At 61.5% G+C, this 23,965-nt stretch carries 17 protein-coding genes; 11 read left to right on the forward strand and 6 right to left on the reverse strand.

The window, feature by feature from the left end:
* Nucleotides 1–71: 71 nt before the first annotated feature.
* Entirely contained in the window at nt 72–479 is a 408-nt protein-coding gene (locus tag ACQY6T_RS04650; RefSeq protein ID WP_428628979.1) for an MAPEG family protein, read from the forward strand.
* A 132-nt stretch (nt 480–611) separates the two neighbouring features.
* On the opposite strand, the gene ACQY6T_RS04655 is transcribed toward ACQY6T_RS04650, so the two are convergent.
* Complete coding sequence (locus ACQY6T_RS04655; protein ID WP_428628982.1) at nt 612–1,379, reverse strand: cyclase family protein; 768 nt, start codon at nt 1,377–1,379, stop codon at nt 612–614.
* Between the two features lie 196 nt (nt 1,380–1,575).
* Here ACQY6T_RS04655 and ACQY6T_RS04660 point away from each other — a divergent pair, with 196 nt between their 5' ends.
* Both ACQY6T_RS04660 and ACQY6T_RS04665 read left to right on the forward strand, forming a co-directional pair.
* Nucleotides 1,576–3,210, forward strand: coding sequence for an MFS transporter (locus ACQY6T_RS04660; RefSeq protein ID WP_428628984.1), 1,635 nt, complete (start codon nt 1,576–1,578; stop codon nt 3,208–3,210).
* A 44-nt stretch (nt 3,211–3,254) separates the two neighbouring features.
* Nucleotides 3,255–4,301 carry an alanine racemase gene (locus ACQY6T_RS04665; RefSeq protein WP_428628986.1) on the forward strand — a complete coding sequence of 349 codons (1,047 nt, stop codon included), beginning with the start codon at nt 3,255–3,257 and terminating at the stop codon, nt 4,299–4,301.
* Here ACQY6T_RS04665 and ACQY6T_RS04670 read toward each other — a convergent pair.
* The 4 genes from ACQY6T_RS04670 to ACQY6T_RS04685 form a co-directional block, all read right to left on the reverse strand.
* Entirely contained in the window at nt 4,298–4,453 is a 156-nt protein-coding gene (locus ACQY6T_RS04670; protein ID WP_428628989.1) for a hypothetical protein, read from the reverse strand. The two genes, ACQY6T_RS04665 and ACQY6T_RS04670, sit on opposite strands and share 4 nt — an antisense overlap.
* Nucleotides 4,454–4,528: 75 nt before the next feature.
* Entirely contained in the window at nt 4,529–5,674 is a 1,146-nt protein-coding gene (locus ACQY6T_RS04675; RefSeq protein WP_428628990.1) for an aspartyl/asparaginyl beta-hydroxylase domain-containing protein, read from the reverse strand.
* Nucleotides 5,675–5,772: 98 nt separating this feature from the next.
* Complete coding sequence (locus ACQY6T_RS04680) at nt 5,773–9,006, reverse strand: TonB-dependent receptor domain-containing protein (protein ID WP_428628993.1); 3,234 nt, start codon at nt 9,004–9,006, stop codon at nt 5,773–5,775.
* Between the two features lie 909 nt (nt 9,007–9,915).
* Nucleotides 9,916–13,149 (reverse strand): TonB-dependent receptor domain-containing protein, encoded by a 3,234-nt coding sequence (locus ACQY6T_RS04685; RefSeq protein ID WP_428628996.1) that lies wholly within the window; start codon nt 13,147–13,149, stop codon nt 9,916–9,918.
* A 481-nt stretch (nt 13,150–13,630) separates the two neighbouring features.
* Between ACQY6T_RS04685 and phaR the strand changes: the two genes are divergently transcribed.
* From phaR to ACQY6T_RS04700, 3 genes are read left to right on the forward strand one after another with little or no spacing between them, the layout of a single operon-like run.
* Nucleotides 13,631–14,167, forward strand: a complete 537-nt coding sequence (phaR, locus tag ACQY6T_RS04690; RefSeq protein WP_428628999.1) for a polyhydroxyalkanoate synthesis repressor PhaR — start codon at nt 13,631–13,633, stop codon at nt 14,165–14,167.
* 49 nt (nt 14,168–14,216) lie between these two features.
* Nucleotides 14,217–15,743: a proline--tRNA ligase gene (proS, locus tag ACQY6T_RS04695; protein ID WP_428629000.1), complete on the forward strand. Its 1,527-nt coding sequence runs from the start codon at nt 14,217–14,219 to the stop codon at nt 15,741–15,743.
* A complete protein-coding gene (locus tag ACQY6T_RS04700) occupies nt 15,744–18,044 on the forward strand; it encodes a ribonuclease R family protein (RefSeq protein ID WP_428629002.1) in 2,301 nt (766 codons plus the stop codon).
* Nucleotides 18,045–18,153: 109 nt separating this feature from the next.
* Here the strand turns inward: ACQY6T_RS04700 and ACQY6T_RS04705 are convergent, their stop codons facing one another.
* Nucleotides 18,154–18,609, reverse strand: a complete 456-nt coding sequence (locus tag ACQY6T_RS04705; RefSeq protein WP_428629005.1) for a universal stress protein — start codon at nt 18,607–18,609, stop codon at nt 18,154–18,156.
* Nucleotides 18,610–18,770: 161 nt separating this feature from the next.
* On the opposite strand from ACQY6T_RS04705, the gene ACQY6T_RS04710 reads away from it, so the two are divergent.
* From ACQY6T_RS04710 to ACQY6T_RS04730, 5 genes are all read left to right on the forward strand, one after another.
* Nucleotides 18,771–20,105, forward strand: a complete 1,335-nt coding sequence (locus tag ACQY6T_RS04710; protein ID WP_428629008.1) for a pyruvate dehydrogenase complex dihydrolipoamide acetyltransferase — start codon at nt 18,771–18,773, stop codon at nt 20,103–20,105.
* Between the two features lie 208 nt (nt 20,106–20,313).
* Nucleotides 20,314–21,711, forward strand: coding sequence for a dihydrolipoyl dehydrogenase (gene lpdA, locus ACQY6T_RS04715; RefSeq protein ID WP_428629009.1), 1,398 nt, complete (start codon nt 20,314–20,316; stop codon nt 21,709–21,711).
* A gap of 95 nt (nt 21,712–21,806) precedes the next feature.
* Nucleotides 21,807–22,436, forward strand: a complete 630-nt coding sequence (locus tag ACQY6T_RS04720) for a phosphatase PAP2 family protein (RefSeq protein WP_428629012.1) — start codon at nt 21,807–21,809, stop codon at nt 22,434–22,436.
* Nucleotides 22,437–22,482: 46 nt separating this feature from the next.
* Nucleotides 22,483–22,911: a hypothetical protein gene (locus ACQY6T_RS04725; RefSeq protein WP_428629015.1), complete on the forward strand. Its 429-nt coding sequence runs from the start codon at nt 22,483–22,485 to the stop codon at nt 22,909–22,911.
* A gap of 48 nt (nt 22,912–22,959) precedes the next feature.
* Nucleotides 22,960–23,880 carry an aminotransferase class IV gene (locus tag ACQY6T_RS04730; protein WP_428629017.1) on the forward strand — a complete coding sequence of 307 codons (921 nt, stop codon included), beginning with the start codon at nt 22,960–22,962 and terminating at the stop codon, nt 23,878–23,880.
* The last annotated feature ends 85 nt before the right edge of the window (nt 23,881–23,965 follow it).

The following is a 23,965-nucleotide window of genomic DNA, read 5'->3' on the forward strand; positions in this document are numbered from 1 at the left end:
CTGCGATTGCCGGTGGCAAACGGCGCCCGGTCGGCTAGGCTGGTGCGCAGGACCATGGGGGAGATGAGACGATGACTTTACCGGTAACCGCCTTTGTCGCGGCCATATGTGCGCTGCTGCTGCTCGCGACCGCGATTGACACGGTGCGCCAGCGGCTACGCGTTCAGGCCGCGTTCGGCGACCATGGCGACGCCAAGCTGATCAGTGCGAGCCGCAGTCACGGCAATCTGGCCGAATATGCGCCTATCACGATCATCCTGCTCGGCCTGCTGGAAAGCGCGCGCGCCAATCACATGGGGCTGATGGTCATCGGCGCGATCTTCCTGATCGGTCGCGTCGCGCATATCGCGGGGCTGTATGCGAAGATAACTCCCGGCAAGGCACCGGTGCCGCGCCAGATCGGCGTCGTCGCGACCTTCGGCACGTTGTTGGCGCTGGGTGCTTGGACTTTGTGGATGCTGGTGACGGTGAATTTGTAGGCGCAGCTGATGACGGGTTTGGGGTGGGAAGCGGACGTTCGCTTGTCCCCTCCCGCAAGCGGGAGGGGAGAAGAATATCCTAAAATGGTCGTTAGCCGGCCATCCAATGACGCCTAAAACAGCGTCCGAGCTTCAATCCTCGACCAGCGCCACCGCACGGATCCACCCCGCGCTCGCGCGCTCGATCTTCACGGGAAAGCAGCTGAAGGTGAAACCCGTCGCGGGGATGGCCGACAGGTTCGTTAATTTTTCGATCTGATAATAGGGCCGGATGCGCCCCGCCTTATGGCCTTCCCAGATAATCTTCGGGTCGCGCGTTTCGGCCCAGCGCTTGGCGGTGTGGCTGAACGGCGCGTCCCAGCTCCAGGCATCGGTGCCGACGACCTGCACGCCGCGTTCGGTCAAGTAAAGGGTCGCTTCGGCGCCCATGCCGCAGCCCTGGTCGGTGAAATTGTCGGTGCCGTACACCGCGCCCGACTGGACGAGGACGATGTCGAGCGGCTGGAGATCATGCCCGATCCGCGCAAGTTCGGCTTCGACCTCGGCGCCGTTGATGACGTCGCCGTGCGGGCGGTCTGAGAAGTCCAGCTTCACGCCCGGACGGAAGAACAGGTCGAGCGGCGCTTCGTCAATCGACGGGGCGGGGGACGCGCCGCTGTCGGTGGTCGAATGATAATGCCACGGCGCATCCATATGGGTGCCATTGTGGGTCGACAGGGTCAGGCTTTCCACCGCCCAGCCTTCACCATCGGGCAAGTCATCCTTGGTCAGGCCGGGAAAGAACATCGCGATCTGTTCCCACGTATTCTCGTGGGTCATATAGGTGATGTTGGGCCGCATCACCGGCGGGTCGGAGATGACGTCGTTGGTGATCGGGATCGAGAGGTCGATGAACTGCATTTGCGCAGTCTGTCACCGGAATCGCCCTACGCCAAGAAGGCTTGCGCCACGCTGCGGTGTAACTAGACGTAGCGTAACCGTTCGTGTCGAGCGAAGTCGAACACCCGTCGTCGGACAATGCCTTCACGGCATCTCGACTTCGCTCGATGCGATCGGAAAAGTGACAAGCCCGACGGGGTGGGGGAGCCAGAAAGTCATGACCGAAGCCAGTGCCGCAGGCGCCGCATACGAGCCGACCAAGAAAGAAATCCGCATGGTCATTGCCGCATCATCGGCAGGGACCGTGTTCGAATGGTATGATTTCTTCATCTACGGCACCCTTGCCGCGATCATCGGCAAGGCCTTTTTCCCCAGCGATAATGCGACGCTGGAAACCTTGCTCGTCTGGGCAGGGTTTGCGGTCGGGTTCGGCTTTCGTCCGCTCGGCGCCGTGCTGTTCGGTTTCCTTGGCGACCGGCTGGGGCGCAAATATACGTTTCTCGTCACCGTCACCCTGATGGGCATTGCGACCGCAGGCGTTGGCATGATCCCGTCCGCCGCCACGATCGGCATCGCGGCGCCGATCATCATCATCTTGCTGCGCATCCTGCAGGGGCTCGCTCTCGGCGGTGAATATGGCGGCGCCGCGGTTTACGTCGCCGAACATTCGCCGCCCGGCAAACGCGGTTTTTATACCAGCTTCATCCAGGCGAGCGTCGTCGGCGGCTTTGTGCTCAGCCTGATCGTCGTGCTGGGGTGCAAGGCGCTGATGCCCGACGCAGTGTGGGAAAGCTGGGGCTGGCGCGTGCCGTTCCTGCTGTCGCTGATCCTGCTGGCGATTTCGCTGTGGATGCGGCTGAAACTGTCAGAAAGCCCGGTGTTCCAGGCGATGAAGGCGCAGGGCGAGCTGGCCAAGAATCCGCTGAAGGAAAGCTTTACCTATCCCGGCAACCCGCGCCGCATCTTTATCGCGCTGTTCGGCATCGCCGCCGGCCTGACCGTCATCTGGTACACCGCGATGTTCTCGGGCCTCGCGTTCCTGAAGGGGCCGATGAAGGTCGAGGATACCGCCTCCGAGATCATCGTCGGCTTTGCCGCGGCGTTCGGCATGGGCTTTTTCATCTGGGCCGGCCATCTGTCCGATCGGATCGGGCGCCGGAAACCGATCGTCTGGGGCTATGCGGCGACGCTCGTCCTGCTGTTCCCGCTGTTCTGGTGGATGGGCAGCGTCGCCAATCCGTCGTTGCAGGCGGCGGCCGCGCGCGCGCCGGTGACCGTCATGGGATCGCAGTGCAGTTTCGATCCCTTCGCGCAGAAACAGGCGACCGCCTGCGGCCGCACCCTTGGTGAACTGACCAAGCTGGGCGTGCCATATAAGGTCGCGGTGACCAAGGGCGGCTTCGACAGCGTCACGATCCGCATCGGTGACCGCGAAGTCGCAAGCGAAGACCCGGCGTTGCTGCAACCCGCGCTGGAGGCGATGGGATATGATTTCGCCAAGCAGATCCCAAGCTGGGGCAGCATCGTCGTCATCTTCCTCGCGCTGCTGGGCCTGAGCGCGCTGTCGGGCTTTACCTATGGCCCCGTCGCGGCGCTGTTGTCCGAAATGTTCCCCCCGCACGTGCGCTATTCGTCGCTGTCGATCCCCTATCATATCGGTACCGGCTATTTCGGCGGTTTCCTGCCGCTGATCGCGAGCTTTATCATTGCCAAGACGGGCAATGCGTATGCCGGGCTTTGGTACACCTGGGGCGTGGTGCTGATCGCTTTCCTGGTTGCCGCCTTCATGCTGAAGGATCCGGTCGAGGGACAGTGGGACAAGGCGGTGCCCGGCGTGCCGCCCGTCACCTGATCCAACCCATTGGCGCCGCCCGCGAACCCGTATAGGGGCGAAGCATGATTGCCGTGCCGTCGCCGCTCCGTCTGTATCTCGATCGCGAGGCGCTGGTCGCTAACTGGCGTTGGCTGGCGGCGCAGGGCGGCGCGGCGGCGTGCGGCGCGGCACTGAAGGCCGATGGCTATGGGCTGGGCGCGCGCGACGTGATGCGACATCTTGCCGCGGCGGGTTGCCGCGACTTTTTCGTCGCCACTTGGGCCGAGGCCGCGGCGCTGATGCCGCTGCCCGCAGGCGTTTCGCTTTCGGTCCTGCACGGGGTCGGCGCCGACGACATGGTCGCCGCGCGCTTGCTCCCGGCGCGACCGGTGCTGAATAGTGTCGAACAGGTCCGGCGCTGGCGCGAAGCGGGCGAGGGGCGGCCGTGCGACGTCATGGTCGATACCGGCATGAACCGGTTGGGGCTGCGCGCCGAAGCGGCGCTGGGCGGAGCGCTCGACGGGCTGACGATCGAAACCTTGCTCAGCCATCTGGCGTCGGCTGACGAGGATAGTCCGCAAAATACGCAGCAGCTTGGCGCGTTTCGCGCGCTTCGCGACGGCATCCCGGCGCGCCGCTACAGCCTTGCGAACAGCGCGGGCATCTGTCTCGGTGCCGACTATGGTTTCGACCTGACGCGTCCGGGCATCGCGCTCTATGGCGGCATACCGCGCGGCGAGGCGACAGGTCATATCCGCCAGGTCGTCTTTCCGGCAGCGCGAGTATTGCAACTTCGAACGGTCCCCACGGGCGAGACGGTGGGCTATGGGACGACGTGGACAGCGGCCCGCGACAGCCGGATCGCGGTTGCCAACCTCGGCTACGCCGACGGTTATCTGCGCTGTCACGCCGGAAGCGGCGGTGCAACGTGGCAAACGCGCAAGCTGCCGCTGATCGGCCGCGTGTCGATGGATCTGACGACGTTTGACGCAAGCGATGCCGGGAGCATCGTCGAAGGCGACTGGCTGAGCCTCGACTATGATCTGCCCATTGTCGCGGCGCGCAGCGGGCTGTCGCAATATGAATTGCTCACCGGGCTGGGCGATCGGTTCGAGCGCGTCTGGCGCTAAGTTTTGGCGGGGCGCATGCCCCAAGGATCGAAGTCCCGCGCGCGAATCCAGCGGGTGCAGATCCATTTTTCGCCGCGGGTTACCGAGAGGCCGGCGTGCCGACTTCGTTCGTCGACATCGCCGTTGCCGCGTTTGGCGGCATCGACGATCAAATCGACCGCGGTCTGAGCTTGGCGAGCATCGAGCAAAGCGTTGGCGTGGTCGATTATATCTACGTTGCGCATGAGCTAGGCGTCTGCCGCACCCAGGAACACCGCAGCGACCTGTTCGCGTTCCTGATCGCTGAGCTCTGGACGCCAGATGTCGAAAATCAGTACAAACCGATCCTCATCGCTGTCGTTCCATGCTTCATGCTCGATCGTGTCGTCGAAAATCATCAGCTTGCCTTCTTCCCATTCGCGCACGTCGTTTCCGACCCGGAAGCGGCAATTGGGCGGAACGACCAGCGGCAAATGACAGGTCAGCCGCGCGTTGTGCATACCCGTATGCGGCGCAATTCGCGCGCCGGGTCGCAGGAGGGAAAACATCACCGTCGGCGAATTGGCGATATAGGGAAGGGGCGCCGATTGCACCGCAGCCATGGCGGACGGACACCGCGCGATGACGTCATCGGAACGCCGGCCATTCTCGCAAAGGAAAAGCGCGCTCCAGTCGCGATTGTCGAGAAGGGGGTTGGCGCGCGCCTGATCTGCTTCGGACTGGATGTAAGGGCGAAAGCCCTCAAGGCCGTCGGCCAGCAAGGATGTCAGTTCCGCTTTTATCGTCGCTGCGGCGGCCTCCACTGCCGGAACCCAATCGAAAAGAGCCCGATCGTAAAACTGGATTTGCGGCAGTTCGGGAAAATAATAGGCCGTTGGTTCCTGAACAAAGATGCGTTTGCGTCCGGCCAGTATGTCGATTGATTGCTGGAAGCGCGCGCTCCGAAGATTCTCCGGCCACCCCCGTGCGTTTAATGTGGTTTCTCGCCGGTCGACAATTTGTTCTTTGAGCGCCGCCACCCATATTTCGGCGCGCTGCATCTCGACCCGAAGGTCATCCGGCAGTTCCTGTTGCGCCGCAATGCGAAGGGCCATTTCATAAAGGCGGAGTGCGGCGCGTTCATCATCTGCTCCTGCGCGGCAGTCACCCTTCATGATGAGGCCCCGAACCGCGTGCGGTTCTAGCGCGAGCAATTGGTCGAGCGCGGCCTCTTCGGCTAACGCGTCGGTGTCGGCGCGGCAGGCCACCGCGAGCAAAAGCCATATCTGAGCATTGGCACGCCCGCTTTGCGTGATCGCCTCGAAGTTTCGCCGTGCCTCGGCGGAGCGGCCGCCCTGAAGCGCTTGAACCCCCGATCTGGCCAATCGCTCGGCGTCGTGATTCGTCAGTGCCAAAATGATGCCTCCCGGCCGACTATGGTTTTCCTGCGGCAAAAAGAAAAGGGGGCCGAAGCATGGCTCCGACCCCCCAAATCTTTTGCGGTGGCTCTCGATCAGAAGCGAGCGCGGGCACCTGCATAGAAGTTGCGACCGCGGAAGCTGTAAATCGCACTGCCTGCGCCGGTTGCAGTGGTTGCGCCCTGCGGCACGCCCTTGTCGAGCACGTTGTCGACACCGACGTAGAACTTGAGTCCGCCAGCATTGTTATCGACGTCGAAGTCGACGCGCAGGTCGTGATACATGACCGAGTTAAACTTCGTGTCCGGGAAGGCATCGATGTCCGTCGGAACCTGACCGTTGAGCGGGAACAGCGTCGCATAGGCGTTGTAGTACATCGGCCCGATGTAACGCATGCGATATCCGAAGGTCACCGGCCCGACGCCAAAGTCGAAGTCCCAGCGGAACTCGTCTTTCGGATCGCCCAGCTGGCCGAGGATCCGGGTTTCGAAGTTCGGATTGGTCGGATCCTGGAAGTTGCTGTTCTCCAGAGCGTGGGTGTAGATCAAGTTGGTGTTGAAGGCGATTTCGCCGATGTCGCGGCGATAGGAAGCGTTCACGTCGATGCCGCGGCGCACACGCTTGGCAAAGTTCAGCGGAGCATTGATCAGCGAGTTGCCGAGAATGCGACCCGGAACTTCGCCGAGCGGACCGGGACCCGTGCCACGATAACGCGTAAACTGGCTACAGAACACATTGTCCAGCGTCGGCGAGTCATAGCACTGGTTGACGATCGTCTGCACCCCGACGGTCCCGATGATGTTGTTCACCGTGATGTCGTAATAGTCGACCGACACATTCAGACCCGGAATGAAACGGGGCTGAAGGACGACGCCATAGGTGTAGCTGTCCGACGTTTCGGCAGTCAGGTTCGGGTTCGAACCGCTGACGATCGGCAGCGACTGGGTGATGTTGGTCAGGTTGGCCAGCAACGGTCCCAGATCAGCTGCGCAGTTTGCGGCGCGAACGCCCGTGCCGATGACCGCCGGGTTACACGGATCGGTGAAGTTGTTGAAGAAGTTCGGAACGAGCGGGAAGCCGGTTTCCGAGACGTTCGGTGCACGCACCGCACGGCTGTAGTTTGCACGGAACCGCACATCCTCAACAGGCGCATAATCGAGACCAGCGTTGTAAGAATACACCGTGCCGACTTCACCCTGATATTTGGCAACGCGTCCGGCACCGCTGACGGTCAGTTCATGCGCAAACGGCATTTCCTTGAGCAGCGGGATCTGGATTTCGCCGTAAGCTTCCTTGACCTTGAACGTGTCGGGACGGAAGCTCGGGATCGAAACGCCATTGGTAAAGCCATTGGTCACGAACGGGTCCTGTTCGTAAAATGCCTTTTCCTCGCGATATTCGGCGCCAACTGCGAAGCGGACCGGGCCGCCCGGGAGGTTGAAGAAGCCGCTGGTGTCACCCGAGACAAAGCCCGAAGCGACGAACTGCGACAGACCCGATTTGACCGTGAATTCGTTCGAGAAATAATTCACCGACGCCGAATTGTCGGGCGAACCGAAGGGGTTGTAGGGAACGCAAGCCGCGATGTCGGCCGCCAAACGAGCGGCGTTTGCGGTGGCCGGGGTGGGCGTGAAGCCGACGAGCGGCACAGCCGATGCGGGGTCGAACTGCGAACGGCACTGGATCGCGCCAGTGACCGGGTTGCGACCGGCGTCCATTGCCAAGGCAAAGCGCTGACGATCGATATAGCCGTCGGTCGTGATGCTTTCGCGGAACTTGCCGTAGTTGCCGGAGATTTCGTAGCTCCAGTCATCGTTGAACGTGCCGCGCAGGCCGCCAACAACGCGCCACGTGTCACGCTGGAACTTTTCGTCGCGCAGGCCCACGTCGAGCAGGTTGCGCGCATTCACGACGCGGAAGCTGCCGTTGGCGATGTTCGCAATATCGGTCGCCGTCAGGTTGCCAGCCGCAGGGCAGGCGACCTGAAGATCACTACGGCAACCCGACGCCAGGATCAGGTTAGCGAGCGTGGTGCGATCGGCCGGATTGAGGAACGGGTTATCAAGACGTACCCGCTCGCGAAAGTCGGCCGTGCCGCCGGTACCTTGGTTGAACGACGGTCCGGCGTTGTTGCCGAGCGCGTTGACGCGGTTCCACTTGCCTTCGACGAACAGCTCTGCCGCCGGCGAGAATTCGAAGCGCGACAGAAGGTTGAAGTTATAGCGTTCGGTGAACGGCAGGATCGATACCGTCTTGCCCTCGCGGCCGGTCTGGCCATTGCCGCCGACAATGCCGCTGTTGATACCGGTGCCGAAGCGGGCGCCGGTCTGCTGGACCAAACGGCCGGCGTCGTTGAAGATGTAGGTGCAGCTGAACGGCACGCCAACGCTGTTTGTGCCGCCATTGTTGGCAGTCGTCGCGTTGCCGCAAGCGCCGCCTTCGAAAGCAGGGGTCGCTGTGTCGTTCGCACGCTGGTTGATCGGGATCAGACCGTTGAAATGGATGGTCGTTGAGCTGAGGCCGCGGAAGAACTGGCGATCGGGAAAACCGTCTCCACCGTTCACGATACCCGCACCACCATCGGCATCGATGATGGCAAAGTTGTCGTTGGTTCGGAATGCCGGAACGTCCGACGCGAATACGCGGTCGGTGCGAGCATATTCAGCGTGCAGCGTGATGTTGCCGCGGTCTTCGGCAAAGTTCTTGCCGACCATTCCCGAAATAAACTGGTTGGCGCCAAAGCCTTCGCCAGTGACGCCGGCCTGGGCGCGCAGCTGGATACCTTCATAGTCGCGGCGCAGGACGAAGTTGACGACGCCGGCGATCGCGTCCGAGCCGTAAATGGCCGAGTTGCCGCCGGTAACAATATCGACGCGCTCGATCAGATCGTTCGGGATGGTGTTGACGTCAACCGAAACAGCGTTGTTCAGGATGTCCGCAGGAACGTGACGGCGGCCGTTGACCAGCACCAGCGTACGCTGGGTGCCAAGACCGCGAAGATCGAGCAGGTTCAGACCAGCGATGCCGATGCCGAGACCCGGATTCTGCTGAGCGAAGGTGCTGCGCAGCTGCGGCAGGTCGTTCAGGGTGTCGCCGATGTTGGTCTGGCCCTGCTGAAAGAAGGTTTCGCCGCTGATCGAAGTGATCGGCACGGTCGATTCGAGGTTCGGGCGGCGGATGCGCGACCCGGTGACGACGATAGAGCCCTCGGCAGCAACGTCGGCTGCTTCTTCCGCAGGAACGGTGTCGTCCTGGGCCATCGCCGGCATTGCACTGAACAAAGCGAGAGACAGGGCAGAGCCCCGCACCAGCAGGCTAGTCTTCTTCATGATGTGTTTCCCCGGTTGCCGTTCAAAAAGGTGGAGTGAACGGGTTGCCCGCAAGAAAGCCGATAAAGATGTACTAGTACAAGCCCCGTATGACATTTTTGGGGAAGTTCAGCGTCAATGCCGCGACGCTGTGCCATTTTGGCAACAGTCAGCCAAGGCCCCGGATTATCTGGCGAAAGTAAGAAAATTTTGCGGCGGTGGCGTTGCGCTATGTTGAGAAGGCTTGGAACGGAATAAAAGAACGTCGATTCGGCCAATCGCGATTGTAAATGATAAACGAGTCTGATGGCTATGAGTGGGCCAGGTCTTGGAACCCGATCGCATCGCATCTGCGAGTGACCGCGCCAGGCGGGAAGAGGCGCTTCGATCTTCGTATATATGGATAGCGAATCAACGTCTCGCGTTTACGGGTACCGGTGCATCGCCGACGGACGGTCGCCGAGGAAAAATGTCAGGGCAGCGACGGCTTTGGATAGGCTGGCGAGACTCTTCGTCGGCGAGAAATGTGGGAGCCGTATCGGTTGAAATTTGATGCCCTTACGAGGCATTGGGATAGTCGACGCCAAAAATTCATTCCGCTCTTGTGATGTCGGATGCCTGTCTCGCGGCTTGATGGTTTGCACCGTCCGTTGGGCAGAAGATGTGGCCGAGATGCGGGCGGGCGTAGCGCTTGACGTCGCAGAATTGTTGCGACGAACGACCTCGGTCAGATCACTGTTGCGTTAAGCGCCATCGAGATGGGTTCAATGAAGACATCGATCGTCACACCGGGTCATGGGCTGAAGGATGAGCATCATGGCCACTACTCGCAGCATGTCGCCGTCGGCAAGGTGGCGCCGATCGCAAAGCTCCAAAACAAAGGCCGGAGAGGTTAGTCTCCGGCCTCAGAATTTTCTCGCTCGCCGGTTATTAGAATCGCGCTTTGAACCCGGCGTAGAAATTACGACCGCGAATATTATAGATCGCGCTACCGACGCCGGTCGCGGTGGAACCTAGCGGCGGCTGTGTTCCCAAAATATTATCAACACCAACGAAGAAGTTGACGGCTTTGTCCGTACCGACAGCGACGTCCATCCGGACATCGTGATAAAAAACGGCATCAAACTGGCGAATGTCGAATGCATCCGAGTTCAACGGCGCCAATCCATTCAAGGAATAGAAGTTTTCATATGTGCTCGTGAGCATCGGACCGATGTAACGCATCTCGTAGCCAAATGTGAACGGGCCCGTATTCAGATCTACGTTCCAGCGGAATTCATCTTTCGGATCACCCAGTTCACTGAGCAGTCGGTTTTCAAAAGTTGGGTCTGACGGATTCTCAAAGTTGCTGTTCTGGAGTTGGTGCGAATAAATCAACCGTGTCGACAGCTTTGTATTTGCGCTGAGCTCGGTGCGATATGCCACTTCAACATCCACACCCCGACGCACCCGTTTTGCGAAATTGTTCGGACCTTGGACGGTCGAATTGAACAAAATCTGACCCGGCAATTCGCCAGCTGGGCCGGGAGATCCCTGAAAGTTCCGCGCGAAGGCACTACAAAGCGGGCTGCTCAGGTTGGGCGAATCATAGCATGCGTTAACGATGGTCTGTGCCGGCAACGAGACGATAACGTTATTCACCGTGATTTTATAATAATCGGCCGTGATAGACAGGCCAGGTATAAAGCGCGGCTGGATCACGACGCCGGCCGTATATGAATCCGATGTTTCTTCCGTCACATTGGGATTACTTCCGCTAATGATGCCGAGCGAATAGCCAGCGAGCGGAAGGTTGGCGATCTGTGCCGCGCTAAGCTGGGCCGTGCAGTTCGTATTTCTGATGGGATTGAGACCGATCGCGTTTGCATTACAGGGATCGATGAACTGGTTGGCGAAGTTCGGCACGTTCGGAAAACCCGTTTCGGTGATATTCGGAGCGCGCACCGCGCGACCATAGTTGGCACGGAAACGGATATCTTCGATCGGTGCCCATTCGATGCCGGCGTTATATGCGTAGATCGTGCCGGTTGAGGTGTTGTAATCCGACAGGCGCCCCGCGCCGGTGATCGTAAGCTCATGAGCGAGTGGCAAATCCTTGAGCAGCGGGATCTGGATTTCGCCATATGCTTCTTTCACGACAAGCGCGGGTGCGTCCAGAACGTCACCTAAAAACACCGAGTTGCTGATGCCCGTATCGGCGGCCTCGTCGCTATCGTTAAAAGCTTTTTCCCGGCGGTATTCGGTCCCGATAGCGAACCGTATTGGCCCGCCAGGCAATTCGAACAACTGGCTCAAGTCACCCGACACAAATCCCTGAAGGTTCAGTTGGTCAATCGAGGAATTATTCTCGATCGGCAGACTGAAATAGCCCGCCGCCGCCCGATTATCACCGGCGCCGAAGGGGTTATATGGAACGCACGCTGCAATGTCCGCAGCTAAAGTGGCCGCCGAGTTGGCATAGCCCGGCGCACCAACCCGAGCCGCGGCGTCGAACTTGGAACGGCACTGAATTCCGGCGCCGGGATTAAGCGGATCGATTCCGGCATCAAGCGACAGCAGAAAGCGCTGGCGATTGACGAACCCTTTCATGTTCGTTCGCTCTTTCATCTTGCCGTAGTTCGCAGAGATTTCGTAGTTCCAATCATCGTTGAATTCGCCGCGAGCACCGACAACTACGCGATATGTCGTGCGTCGGAAAATTTCGTCGCGATCGACCAGGTCCGTGAAAGTGCGAGCGAAGAGGAAACGGTAGCTTCCATTAGCAACGGCGGTTGCACGGGCCGCCTGCGCGGCAGGTGTGCCGACTGTACAGGTGACAGTCGCAAGCGATGTCCCAAGCGCATAGCCGCAGTTCGAAGCGGTGATCGCGTTCGCGATCGTCGCGCGGTCCGCAGGGTTGAGAAACGGGTTGTCCAGACGCGGCGCTATTCGGCTATCGTTTCCGAGCGATCCCGTCGTGTTGTTCAGGAACGTCGGGCCAAGCGCGTTGCCGACGGCATTGATCCGTACGAGCTTTGCCTCGGCGAAAAGCTCCAAAGCTTTGCTAACCTCAAAACGCGCCAGGAGGTTGCCGTTGTACCGTTCCATATAGGGAAGGATAGAAAGTAGCGTGCCCTCGCGGCCAGTCTGGCCGTTGCCGCCGACAAAGGTTCCACCGGGACCGGTCCCGAAACGTGTTCCAGTCTGTGGCACAAGGCGACCGGCTTCATTGAAGATATAGTTGCAATGAAACGAAGTGCCGGAAGTGTTCGTCGGTCCGTTGTTCGCCAGCGTCCCGGCACCGCATCGTCCCGCACCTTGTTGCTGCGGAATCGCAACCAGGCCGAAACGGTGATTAGCGGCGCTTCGGAGATCGCGGAAAAATGTCGCATCGGGGAACCCGTCACTCGCGGAAGGCAGGCCACCGCTATCGACATCCACCGTAGCAAAACCGTCGACTCGATCAAAGCCGGGGATGTCCGAGGCGTAAACACGCGTTTGGTGGGCATATTCTGCGTGAGCGGTTATGTTTCCGCGCCCATCGGCAAAATTATGGCCGGCCATGATCGACGCATATTGATTGCCACCGAAGCCTCCTTCGGAAATCCCCGCGGTGCCGCGAATCTGGATGCCGTCGAAATCGCGGCGCAAGATGAAGTTGACGACGCCTGCAATTGCGTCTGAACCGTAAACGGCCGAATTGCCGCCGGTCACTATGTCAACGCGCTCAATCAGATCGTTCGGGATCGTGTTGACGTCGGGTGACGCTGCATTGTTCAGAATATCGGCTGCAACATGGCGGCGACCGTTTACAAGCACTAGCGTACGGACAGTACCTAGGCCTCGGAGATCAAGCAGGTTCAAGCCGGCGATTCCGACACCTGCTCCCGGGTTTTGCTGCGCGAAAGTACTGCGAAGCTGGGGCAAATCATTCAGCGTGTCGCCTATATTATTCTGACCCTGCTGGAAAAACTCTTCACCGCTGACCGATGTGACAGGAAGGTTAGACTCCACGTTCGGGCGGCGGATGCGCGACCCGGTAACGACAATCGTACCAGAATCCGCCGCGCCTTCGACCGTTTCCGCGTCCGCAGCGATCGGATCGACTTGAGCGATAGCAGGCATGGCGCTGAACAGGGCGACGCACAGCGTCGAGCCACGGACCAGCAGGCTAGTTTTTTTCATAGTTTTTCCCCGGTTTACTGTTCAGCGAGCACTGAAACAGAGCGCGTAATGAAATGACCAAATGTTGAAACGGCGCAAGCCCGCGGGGCGCTGTAATCAGTACTAGCACACTTTAGGTCAGATCATTCGGGCGACGGCGAAGCGCTTTGTTCGATCGTATTTTCATAAGTGGTAGAGATCTACGGGTAGGAAAATAAAATACTGAATTTATTATGAGAAATTGCATCTAGCTGCAGACTGTTTTGGAAAATTCCTCTTCAGCGGGCGCAGATGCGATGGATCGCGTTGACTTAGGAGAGGGTGAAAAATCCAACGCTGTCGCAATCGACTGGTTTGGGTGTCACAATCGCGGTGGATCATGGTCCATGTCCCGATCGGCTGCGTCCGCTGACCGCATGTTGCGATGCATCATAATTTGATGCTATTGCCGTTGCGGTTAAACATCTCGCGCTGCGCGGGATGATAGGGAGCGCGGGTCAAGATGGCGAAGTCCAGGACGACGGCGGACGACGGCGTCGTCACAATCAAGAAATACGCCAACCGGCGGCTCTATGATACCGAGCGCAGCTGCTACATCACCCTCGAAGATCTCGGCACGATGGTGCGCGACGGCCGCGAATTCCGCGTTGTTGATGCCAAGAGCGGTGATGACATCACGCACAATGTTCTGACGCAGATCATCATGGACGAGGAAACGCGCGGCGAAACTTTGCTGCCGGTCAATTTCTTGCGCCATCTGATCGGCATGTACGGCGACAAGATGCAGTCGATGGTACCGCAATATCTGGAAGCTTCGATGGCCGCGTTCCGCAAGAACCAGCAGGACGTCCGCACAGCGTTCGACGGGGTGCTGGGATCGAACCCACTCGCCGAATTGACACGCCGGAATATGGAGATGTTCCAGCAAGCGGCAGGCGTGCTTATCCCGGGCGTGGGCGGTGCCAAGGCGAAAGATGCGGAAATCGCGGCGCTCAAAGCTGAAGTGGCCGCGCTCAAAGCAGAACTCGCCAACAAATAACTGGATCGGGGCGCCTCTCCGCCCCCAGCCACAGAAATACGGAAATTTCATGGTCAAACATGCGCTCAGCGTAACCCGGCAGGCCGACTTTGCGGCCTGGTATCAGGATGTCATTGCCGAAGCCGACCTCGCCGAGGAATCGGGCGTTCGCGGTTGCATGGTGATCAAGCCATGGGGCTATGGTATTTGGGAGCGTATCCAGTCGATCATGGACGCCGGTATCAAGGACATGGGCGTCCAGAATTGCTATTTTCCGCTGTTCATTCCCTTGAGCTTCTTTGAAAAAGAAGCCGACCATGTCGATGGTTTTGCAAAAGAAATGGCGGTCGTCACCCACCACCGTCTGATTCAGGACGGCAATGGCAAGCTGATTCCCGATCCTGCGGCGAAGCTGGAAGAACCGCTGATCGTCCGCCCGACGTCGGAAACGGTGATCGGTGCGGCGATGAGCCGTTGGGTCCAGTCGTGGCGCGACCTGCCACTGCGCGTCAATCAGTGGGCGAACGTCGTGCGCTGGGAAATGCGCACCCGCATGTTCCTGCGCACCGCCGAGTTTCTGTGGCAAGAAGGGCATAGCGCGCACGACAGCAAAGAAGACGCAGTTGCGGAAACGATGCGCGCGCTCGAATTATACCGCACGGTGGCCGAAGAAGCGCTCGCGCTGCCGGTGATCGCTGGCGAAAAGCCCGAGAACGAGCGTTTTCCGGGCGCCGCCGCGACCTATTCGATCGAAGCGATGATGCAGGACGGCAAGGCATTGCAGGCCGGCACCTCGCATTATCTCGGTACCGGTTTTGCCGAGGCGGCGAACATCCGCTTTCAGGACAAGGACGGCGGCCACAGCCTGTGCCACACGGTCAGCTGGGGCTTTTCGACCCGCACGATCGGCGCCGTTATCATGACGCATGGCGACGACGATGGCCTGCGCTGTCCGCCGCGCATCGCGCCGCATCAGATCGTCATCGTGCCGATGTTGCGCGATAATGAGGAGGATCAGGCGATCCTTGACTATTGCGCGTCGTTACAGGCCGAGCTGAAGACGCTCGACGCGTTTCGCGAGCCGCTGCGCGTCCATCTCGACGCCGGCGCCAACAAGGCGCAGACGAAGCGCTGGGGCTGGGTCAAGAAAGGCGCACCGATCATCCTCGAAATCGGCCCGCGCGACGTCGCTGGCGGCAATGTCGCGGTGATCCGCCGCGACCGGCTCTACAAGGACGACGGCAAGCTCAACACCGCGTTCGTAGCCAAGGGCGATTTCGTAGCGGCCGCGGTTGCGACGCTTGGCGAGATTCAGGACAATCTCTATGCCGAGGCAAAGGAGCGGCTCCACGCCAATATCCGCCGCGACGTCACCGACCTTGCCGCGCATTATGCCGGCGACGACAAATTCGTCGGCTGGGTCGAGGTCCAATGGTCGCGCCCGACCGGCGCGGCGCTCGACAAGATCGTCGAGCAGTTGAAGGCGCTGAAGCTCACGATGCGCAACACCCCGCTCGACGCCACGCCCGCCGATGGCGTCTGCTTCTTTACTGGCGAGCCTGCCGTCGAACGCGTGCTTATCGGGCGGACCTATTAATTGGCTAAAGCGCAAAAGCCCGCTGGTCTGCCCAGCCCGGACCAGATCCTGCGCTTTATCGAAACGAGCAACGAGGCGGTCGGCAAGCGCGAGATCGCCAAGCATTTTGCGCTGCACGGTGCGGAAAAGATCGCGTTGAAGGCGTTGCTCAAGGATATGACCGACGAGGGACTCGTCGACCTTGCGGGGGGACGTGCCTTTCACAAACATGGGGGGCTGCCGCGCGTCATCGTGCTGCGCGTGGCGGCGATCGAGGGCAGCAATGTCTGGGCGGTCCCCGAACATTGGGAAGCCGCCGGACCCGCACCGCGCTTGCGCGTCATGGAACAGGGGCGCAAGGGCGCACTAGGCGTTGGCGACCGTATTCTCGCGCGCACCGAGGAACGCGGTAGCGGCCATGTCGCGCACCCGATGAAGAGACTGCAGGCCGGTGGCGAAACCGTGATCGGGGTGCTGGTCGAGGATGTGGGGCCGGGCGGCAAGCCGCTTCTCTGGCTGCGCCCTGCCGACAAGCGCGCGCGCTACGACTTCGCCGTGGCCGACAAGGGCGATGCCAATATCGGCGACCTCGTCCGCGCCGAACTCACGGGCCGCGGCCCGGCGATCAAGGCGAAGGTCGTCGAGCGCCTGGGTGACCCCTTTGCGCCGCGCGCGCTGAGCATGATTGCAATTGCGCGGCACGAGATTCCGCATGTTTTCGGCGCTGACACGCTTGCCGAGGCCGACATCGCCGCCAAGCTGCCGCTGACCCCCGACGGCCGCGAGGATCTGCGCGATCTGCCGATCGTCGCGATCGACCCGATCGACGCGCGCGACCATGACGATGCCGTGTGGGCCGCGCCCGACGAGGATATGGCGAACCAGGGCGGGTTTCGGGCGATTGTAGCAATTGCCGACGTCAGTTTTTATGTCCGTCCTGACGGGGAGATCGACCGCGAGGCGCGGCGGCGCGGCAACAGCGTCTATTTTCCCGACCAGGTTGTCCCGATGCTGCCTGAAACGCTGTCGGCGGGTGTCTGCTCGCTGAAAGCGGGGCAAGACCGCGCCGCGATGGCGTGCCATCTGGTCATCGACAGGCACGGCAAGGTGACGTCATGGCGTTTCACGCGCGCGCTCGTCCGGCTGCGCGCGAACATCGCCTATGAGCATGCCCAAGCGGCCTATGACGCCGATGCGCCGCGGGGCGAGTGGGACGCCGATGTGCTACCGGGGCTCAAGAATCTATGGGCGTGCTGGGCACTGCTCTCCAAAGCCCGCGCCGCCCGCGCGCCGCTCGATCTCGACCTGCCCGAACGGCAGGTGATCCTCGACGAAAAGGGCGCCATCGCCGAAATCCGCGTTCGCGACCGGCTCGATTCGATGCGGCTGATCGAGGATTATATGATCGCCGCGAACGTTGCCGCCGCGAAGGCACTCGAGGCGAAGAAATCGCCGGTGATGTATCGCATCCACGAACCGCCGAGCCGCGAAAAGCTCGTCAGCCTGAAAGATTATCTCGAAACCTTCGAACAGAGTTTCGCGCTGGGTCAGGTCATCACCCCCGCGGTCTTCAACCGGCTGATCGACGGCTTTTCACAAGACGACCGGTTGCCCGAGATCATGCAGGCGATCCTGCGCAGCCAGACGCAGGCCTATTATGGCCCCGCTAACGCCGGTCATTTCGGGCTCGCGCTCGGCAGCTACGCGCATTTCACCTCGCCGATCCGGCGCTATGCCGATCTGATCGTCCACCGCGCGCTCGTCGATAGCTACAAGCTGGAAGTTCCCGGCAAGCCCAAAGGCCTGCCCGAACGCACCGGACTGGGCGAAGCCGACGCCAAGGGGCTGTCGCGCATCGGCGAGGCGATCAGCGCGCTCGAACGCCGCGCGATGGAGGCCGAACGCGAGACGATCGATCGGTATGTCGCGGCCTATCTGTCGCACAAGAAGGGCGAAATCGTCCAGGCGCGGATCACCGGCGTCCAGCCGTTCGGGTTCTTCGCGACGGTCGACGGGCTGGGCGGTGACGGGCTGGTTCCGGTGTCGACGCTGGGCAGTGAGCGCTTCCATTATGATGAGAAGGCGCGGACGCTCGACAGCGAGCATGGCCGGGTCAGCTTCACCACGGGCCAGCGCCTCGACCTCCGGCTGATGGATGCCAATCCGATCAGTGGGTCGCTGCGCTTCGAACTGCCTGATGCTCCTGAAGGTGGCTATCGCAATCGTCCGCCGCGGCGTGACGGCAAGGGCAAGGACGGCAAGCATATGGTCGGCCAGCGCGGACGACCGGCAAATATCAAGCACAAGGGGCGGCGGCGCTAGGCAGCTCGGCATGGCGACGCGGCAATCTCCCGCGACCCGTCGTTGATGAACGATAGCTGGAGATTGCTGCGCTGCGCTCGCAATGACGAACAGAAAATAGGGCTGAGATTTAACTCAGCGCATCGAGCCGGGCGAGGTCGATCCCGCCCGGCACGATCATCACCGGGCAGGGCAATGTACCGGCGTCCTGTCCGGTGAAATGCGCCACCAGCGGCCCCGGAGCACCGTTGGCTGCAGTCGCCAGCACCAGCGCCGCGATCTCGTCGCTGGCATTGATCACCTCGCGCACGACATCGGCGGGTTTACCCGATTTCACCATGATCTGCGGCGTCACCCCGGCCTCCTGCACCACCGCGTCGGCGGCGGCGGCGACCAGTTCTTCGGCATGTTCGCGCGCCTCGGCCTCGATCGTCGCCTGAACCCCGCCGAAAGCGACGAAATCCTGCGGCGGGATAATCGCCAACACCGTGACGCCGCCGCCGGTTCGCGCCGCGCGCCGCGCCGCAAAGCGCAGCGCCAGCGAAGCCTCGGGACTGTCGTCGATTACTACCAGATATGTCCGCATCGCCCCGACCCCTCGTGTTTTTGCTTGGAGGCAAGAGTGCGTCACATTCGTATGAAAGGCAAGTTTGGCCCGCTGGACCTTGACGGCCACAATGGTAAAGGTGAGGAACAAGCCGTAGCGGCAGGCATCGCCTGCAAGACTGACAGGGAACATGCCTCACCATGCCAATCGAATTGAAAATGCCCGCCCTCTCGCCGACGATGGAGGAAGGCACGCTGGCCAAATGGCTGGTCAAGGAAGGCGACACCGTCAAATCGGGCGACCTGCTGGCCGAAATCGAGACCGACAAGGCGACGATGGAGTTCGAGGCGATCGATGAAGGTGTGGTCAGCCAGATCCTGGTAGCCGAGGGGACCGATGGGGTAAAGGTTGGCACCGTGATCGCGGTGATTACGGGTGAGGGCGAGGATGCGGGCGCGAAGGCGGCTCCGGCGCCTACACCTGCCGCGGCTGAGCCAAAGGCCGAAGCGCCTGCGCCAGCCAAAGGCGTCGCCCCAGCGGAAGCTGGGGCCGCTCCCGTCAGCGCACCCACGCCAGCGGTCCCAGCTTCCGCTGGGACGACGGAAAAAGGCGACCGCATCAAAGCCAGCCCGCTCGCCAAGCGTCTCGCCGCCGAACGCGGCATCGACCTGGCAACAATCAAGGGCACCGGCCCGGGTGGCCGCATCGTCAAGGATGACCTCGACGGCGCACCCGCAGGTGCCGCCGTTGCTCCGGCTGCTGCGCCGAGCGCTGCCGCACCCGCCGGTGCCGCTCCTGCACCGGCAGCGGCGCCCGCCGCGTCCGGCGCGATCCCCGATTTCGGTATCCCGCACGAGGACACCAAGCTCAGCGGCATGCGCAAGACGATTGCGCGTCGCCTGACCGAATCGATGCAGCAATCGCCGCACATCTACCTGACCGTCGACATCCGCCTCGACGCGCTGCTCAAGCTGCGCGGTGAACTCAACGCCAGCCTCGAAGGGCGCGGCGTCAAGCTCAGCGTCAACGACCTGCTGATCAAGGCGCTCGCGGTCGCGCTCGAACGCGTGCCGGCGTGCAACGTGTCGTTCGGCGGCGATGTGATGCGCCAGTACAGCCGCGCCGACATCTCGGTCGCGGTCAGCATCCCGGGCGGGCTGATCACCCCGATCATCACCGATGCCGGCAGCAAGTCGATGTCGAAAATCTCGACCGAGATGAGTGAGCTCGCGGCGAAGGCGAAGGAAGGCAAGCTCCAGCCCAGCGAATATCAGGGCGGCACCGCCAGCATATCGAACATGGGCATGATGGGAATCAAGCAATTCACCGCAGTGATCAACCCGCCGCAGGCGATGATCATGGCGATCGGCGCGGGCGAGAAGCGGCCTTATATCGTCGACGACGCGCTCGCGATCGCAACTGTCATGTCGGCAACCGGCAGCTTCGATCACCGCGCGATCGACGGCGCCGACGGCGCGCTGCTGATGAAGACATTCAAGGACTTGGTGGAGAACCCGCTGGGGCTGGTCGCCTGATCGGAAACAGCGATGCGTTTCGTCCGGCACTTGCTTCATTTGTTGGTCGGGTTTCTTGCGACGGCATTCGTCGCGGCTGCCGCTAGTTGGATCTGGCCCGCCGCTTCGCACTGGATTTGGATCGCCGCCTATGTGGTCATGGCTTTGCTCGCAGTCCGCGAGCTGATCGTCATGCTCCGCAAGAGGCCTGGCGAATAAGGAGAATATTGTGGCCGACACCAACTACGACCTCATCGTCCTCGGCTCGGGCCCCGGCGGCTATGTCGCCGCGATCCGTGCGGCCCAACTCGGCCTGAAAACCGCGATCGTCGAGCGCGAGAATCTGGGTGGCATCTGCCTCAACTGGGGCTGCATCCCGACCAAGGCGCTGCTGCGCTCGGCCGAAATCTATCATTATATGCAGCATGCGGGCGATTACGGGCTGATCGCGCAGCAGATCAGCGCCGACATCGATGCGGTGGTGAAGCGCAGCCGCGGGGTCGCCAAGCAGCTGAGCCAAGGCGTCGCCTTCTTGATGAAGAAGCACAAGATCACCGTCCATATGGGCGAGGGCAAGCTGACTGCGCCGGGCAAGCTGGAAGTCAAAGGCGAGAAAGGGACCGAAGCCCTGACCGCAAAGAATATCATCGTCGCGACCGGCGCCCGCGCCCGCGACCTGCCGTTCGCGCCCGCCGACGGCAAGCGCATCTGGACCTATCGCCACGCGCTCGTTCCGCCCGAGATGCCCAAGAAATTGCTCGTCATCGGATCGGGCGCGATCGGGATCGAGTTCGCCAGCTTCTACAGCGACATGGGCGCCGATGTGACCGTCGTCGAAATGCTCGACCGTGTTGTCCCGGTCGAGGATGCCGATGTGTCGGCCTTCCTGGAAAAGCAGCTCAAGAAACAGGGCATGACGATCTTCACCGGCGCCGGGGTCGAGGAACTCAAGGCGACCGCCAATGGCGTCATCGCCAAGATCAAGACGAAGGACGGCAAGACCGAAAGCGCCGAGTTCAGCCATGCCATCGTCGCAATCGGTATCGTTCCGAATACCGAGAATATCGGGCTCGAAGCATTGGGCGTGAAGACGACCAAGGGTCATATCGACACCGACGCGATGTGCCGCACCAACGTCCCCGGCCTGTGGGCGATCGGCGACGTCACCGCGCCGCCGTGGCTCGCGCACAAGGCGATGCACGAATCGGTCATTTCGGTCGAGGCGATCGCGGGCAACCACCCGCACGCGATGGACCCGCGCAACATCCCCGGCTGCACCTATTGCCGCCCGCAGATCGCCAGCGTCGGCCTGACCGAAGCAAAGGCGAAGGAGCTGGGGTATGAGGTCAAGGCCGGAACTTTCCCCTTCATCGGCAACGGCAAGGCGATCGCGCTGGGCGAGGCCGAAGGCTTCACCAAGACCGTGTTCGACGCCAAGACCGGCGAATTGCTCGGCGCCCACATGATCGGCGCCGAGGTTACCGAGCTGATACAGGGCTATACGATCGGCAAGACCGCCGAGCTGGTCGAGGATGATTTCATCGGCACCGTCTTCCCGCATCCGACGCTGAGCGAAACGATGCACGAGGGCGTGCTCGCGGCATTCGGACGGCCGTTGCATATTTGATTTCAATTATGTCGTCATTCCGGCGAAAGCGGGAACCTGGTCGGGGCATCGGCTCGTCGGGTTCCCGCTTGCGCGGCAATGACGAAGGGAACGTTGTGAACAGCCTATCCAAGCGTCTCCTCATCGCCGCCGCCGGCCTGTTCCTCACCACGATCCTGCTCGGTTTCGCGGTCGTCGCGGGCTGGACGCAGGCGGTGGATTTGCGCATTTCGACCGACTTGGTGCTGCACGTAGGTCACAGCGATCCTGCTTTTATCGGGTTTATGCAAGCGGCAAGCTGGATTGGTGGTGGGACACCGCGCTGGATCATCGTCATCGTCCTATGCTGGCTCGTCTGGCATTGGTGTGGTCCGCGCTGCGCCATCGCGCTCGGCGCCGCGTCGCTGCTGGCGAACCTCGCTTCGAGCCTGCTCAAGCTTGGCTTTGGCGTCACGCGTCCCGACGTCATCCCACACCTCGATCATCAAACGAGCTTCTCTTACCCCAGTGGCCATGCGACCAGCGCTGCGGTGGTTTATCTGCTGCTTGCCTGGCTGGTCCCGCCGCGCTGGCGCCGCACGGCGTGGAGCCTCGCCGGGGCGATGATCCTGCTCAACGGGGTGTCGCGCATCATGTTGGGGGTACATTGGGCAAGCGACGTCATCGGTGGCACGCTGCTCGGCGCCGGCTTTGCGCTTTTTGGGGCGTGGTGGGCGCGCCGGGGGCGCGCACTAAGGGAATCGTAAACTCTCGCTGTTATGGCGGCCCGCTGAATTATGAGGGGCTTTCAGGATGCACACTTCCCTTGGCAAAATACTGGGTATAATCGGCGGGCTCATTCCGATCATCTATATCGGATGGATGCTCCGCCATTTTGTCGGTGTCGGCGGTGACAGCGCCGAGGGCGTAGCGAGTATCGGCCTTGGCCCGACAGTGATCGGTCTGACAGTCGTCGGCCTACTCTTCGCGCTGCCGATAATCATCAAATTGCTGCGCGCGGCGACGGGAGTGAACCGTGTCCCGGGCGCCAGCTTTGACGCGAAGCTCAAACCCGGCGAGGTGGTGGTCGAACCGGAGTTCGATCCCGATGCGGCGTTCGCTAATTATATGCGCAGGCGCGAAGCGGGCTCTGTGGATGAAGTGCCGGCGGGTTCCGCCTACAACGAGCCGCCAACGCCTTTCCCACCGCGTACGTCGGGATTCGGCCGTAAGGCGACTTAGCCGCCGCTTCGCTCTCGACAGGCGCGTGCCAGCGGCTACGATTGCCGCATGGCACAAGGAACCCACGATTTCGTCCCTGATCCGCGCAACGACGCGATCCTGATCAACGTCAATGGCGCGCTGATACCGCGCGCGCAGGCCAGCGTGTCGGTGTTCGACAGCGGCTTCATGCTCGGCGACGGCGTGTGGGAAGGCATCCGCGTTCACAAGGGCCGCATGGCGTTCCTTGACCAGCATCTCGACCGATTGTGGGAAGGCGCCAAGGCGATCGCGATGGACATCGGCATCGACCGCGCGGCGCTCACCCGGCGGCTTTACGACACCATCGACGGCAATGGCATGGACGCCTGTCACATCCGGCTGATGGTGACCCGCGGCATCCGCTCGACCCCCTATCAGGACCCGCGCGTCGTGATTTCGCCCGCCACGATCGTGATCATCGCCGAACATAAGGATCCACTGCCCGCAACGGTCGAAAAGGGGCTGTCGCTGTTTACCGTGCATGTCCGGCGCGGAGATCCGGCGGTGCAGGATCCCAAGCTCAATTCGCATTCCAAGCTCAACTGCATCACCGCATGTATTCAGGCGGCGCAGGCGGGCGCCGACGAGGCGCTGATGCTCGACCCGCACGGCTTTGTCGCGACGTGCAATTCGACCCATTTCTTCATCGTCCGCAAGGGTGAGGTGTGGACATCGAGCGGCGATTATTGCCTCGCCGGCATCACGCGCAGCAATGTCATCCGCATCTGCCGCGACAATGATATTCCGGTGTTCGAAAAGAATTTCTCGCTGACCGAGGTTCATGGCGCCGACGAGGCATTTGTGACCGGCACCTTTGCCGGGGTCGTCCCGGCGCACACGATCGACGGGCGCGTGTTGACCGAGGGGCGCGGGCCGATGGTCGAGCGGTTGCAAAGAATGTACAAGGCATTGATCGAACGGGATATTGCGGGGCGTAGTCGGCGTTGAGCGGATGCTTCCCTCCCGTTCGTGTCGAGCGAAGTCGAGACACCGTGCAGTCGGGATGGGCGTCTCGACTTCGCTCGACGCGAAC

This window comes from Sphingopyxis sp. (assembly GCF_965279725.1).
Classification (GTDB): domain Bacteria; phylum Pseudomonadota; class Alphaproteobacteria; order Sphingomonadales; family Sphingomonadaceae; genus Sphingopyxis.

Coding starts and splice junctions, on each gene's coding strand:
- ACQY6T_RS04650 (WP_428628979.1), top strand. CDS start 72: ATGACTTTACCGGTAACCGCCTTTGTCGCGGCCATATGTGCGCTGCTG.
- ACQY6T_RS04655 (WP_428628982.1), bottom strand. CDS start 1,379: ATGCAGTTCATCGACCTCTCGATCCCGATCACCAACGACGTCATCTCC.
- ACQY6T_RS04660 (WP_428628984.1), top strand. CDS start 1,576: ATGACCGAAGCCAGTGCCGCAGGCGCCGCATACGAGCCGACCAAGAAA.
- ACQY6T_RS04665 (WP_428628986.1), top strand. CDS start 3,255: ATGATTGCCGTGCCGTCGCCGCTCCGTCTGTATCTCGATCGCGAGGCG.
- ACQY6T_RS04680 (WP_428628993.1), bottom strand. CDS start 9,006: ATGAAGAAGACTAGCCTGCTGGTGCGGGGCTCTGCCCTGTCTCTCGCT.
- ACQY6T_RS04685 (WP_428628996.1), bottom strand. CDS start 13,149: ATGAAAAAAACTAGCCTGCTGGTCCGTGGCTCGACGCTGTGCGTCGCC.
- phaR (WP_428628999.1), top strand. CDS start 13,631: ATGGCGAAGTCCAGGACGACGGCGGACGACGGCGTCGTCACAATCAAG.
- proS (WP_428629000.1), top strand. CDS start 14,217: ATGGTCAAACATGCGCTCAGCGTAACCCGGCAGGCCGACTTTGCGGCC.
- ACQY6T_RS04705 (WP_428629005.1), bottom strand. CDS start 18,609: ATGCGGACATATCTGGTAGTAATCGACGACAGTCCCGAGGCTTCGCTG.
- ACQY6T_RS04710 (WP_428629008.1), top strand. CDS start 18,771: ATGCCAATCGAATTGAAAATGCCCGCCCTCTCGCCGACGATGGAGGAA.
- ACQY6T_RS04725 (WP_428629015.1), top strand. CDS start 22,483: ATGCACACTTCCCTTGGCAAAATACTGGGTATAATCGGCGGGCTCATT.
- ACQY6T_RS04730 (WP_428629017.1), top strand. CDS start 22,960: ATGGCACAAGGAACCCACGATTTCGTCCCTGATCCGCGCAACGACGCG.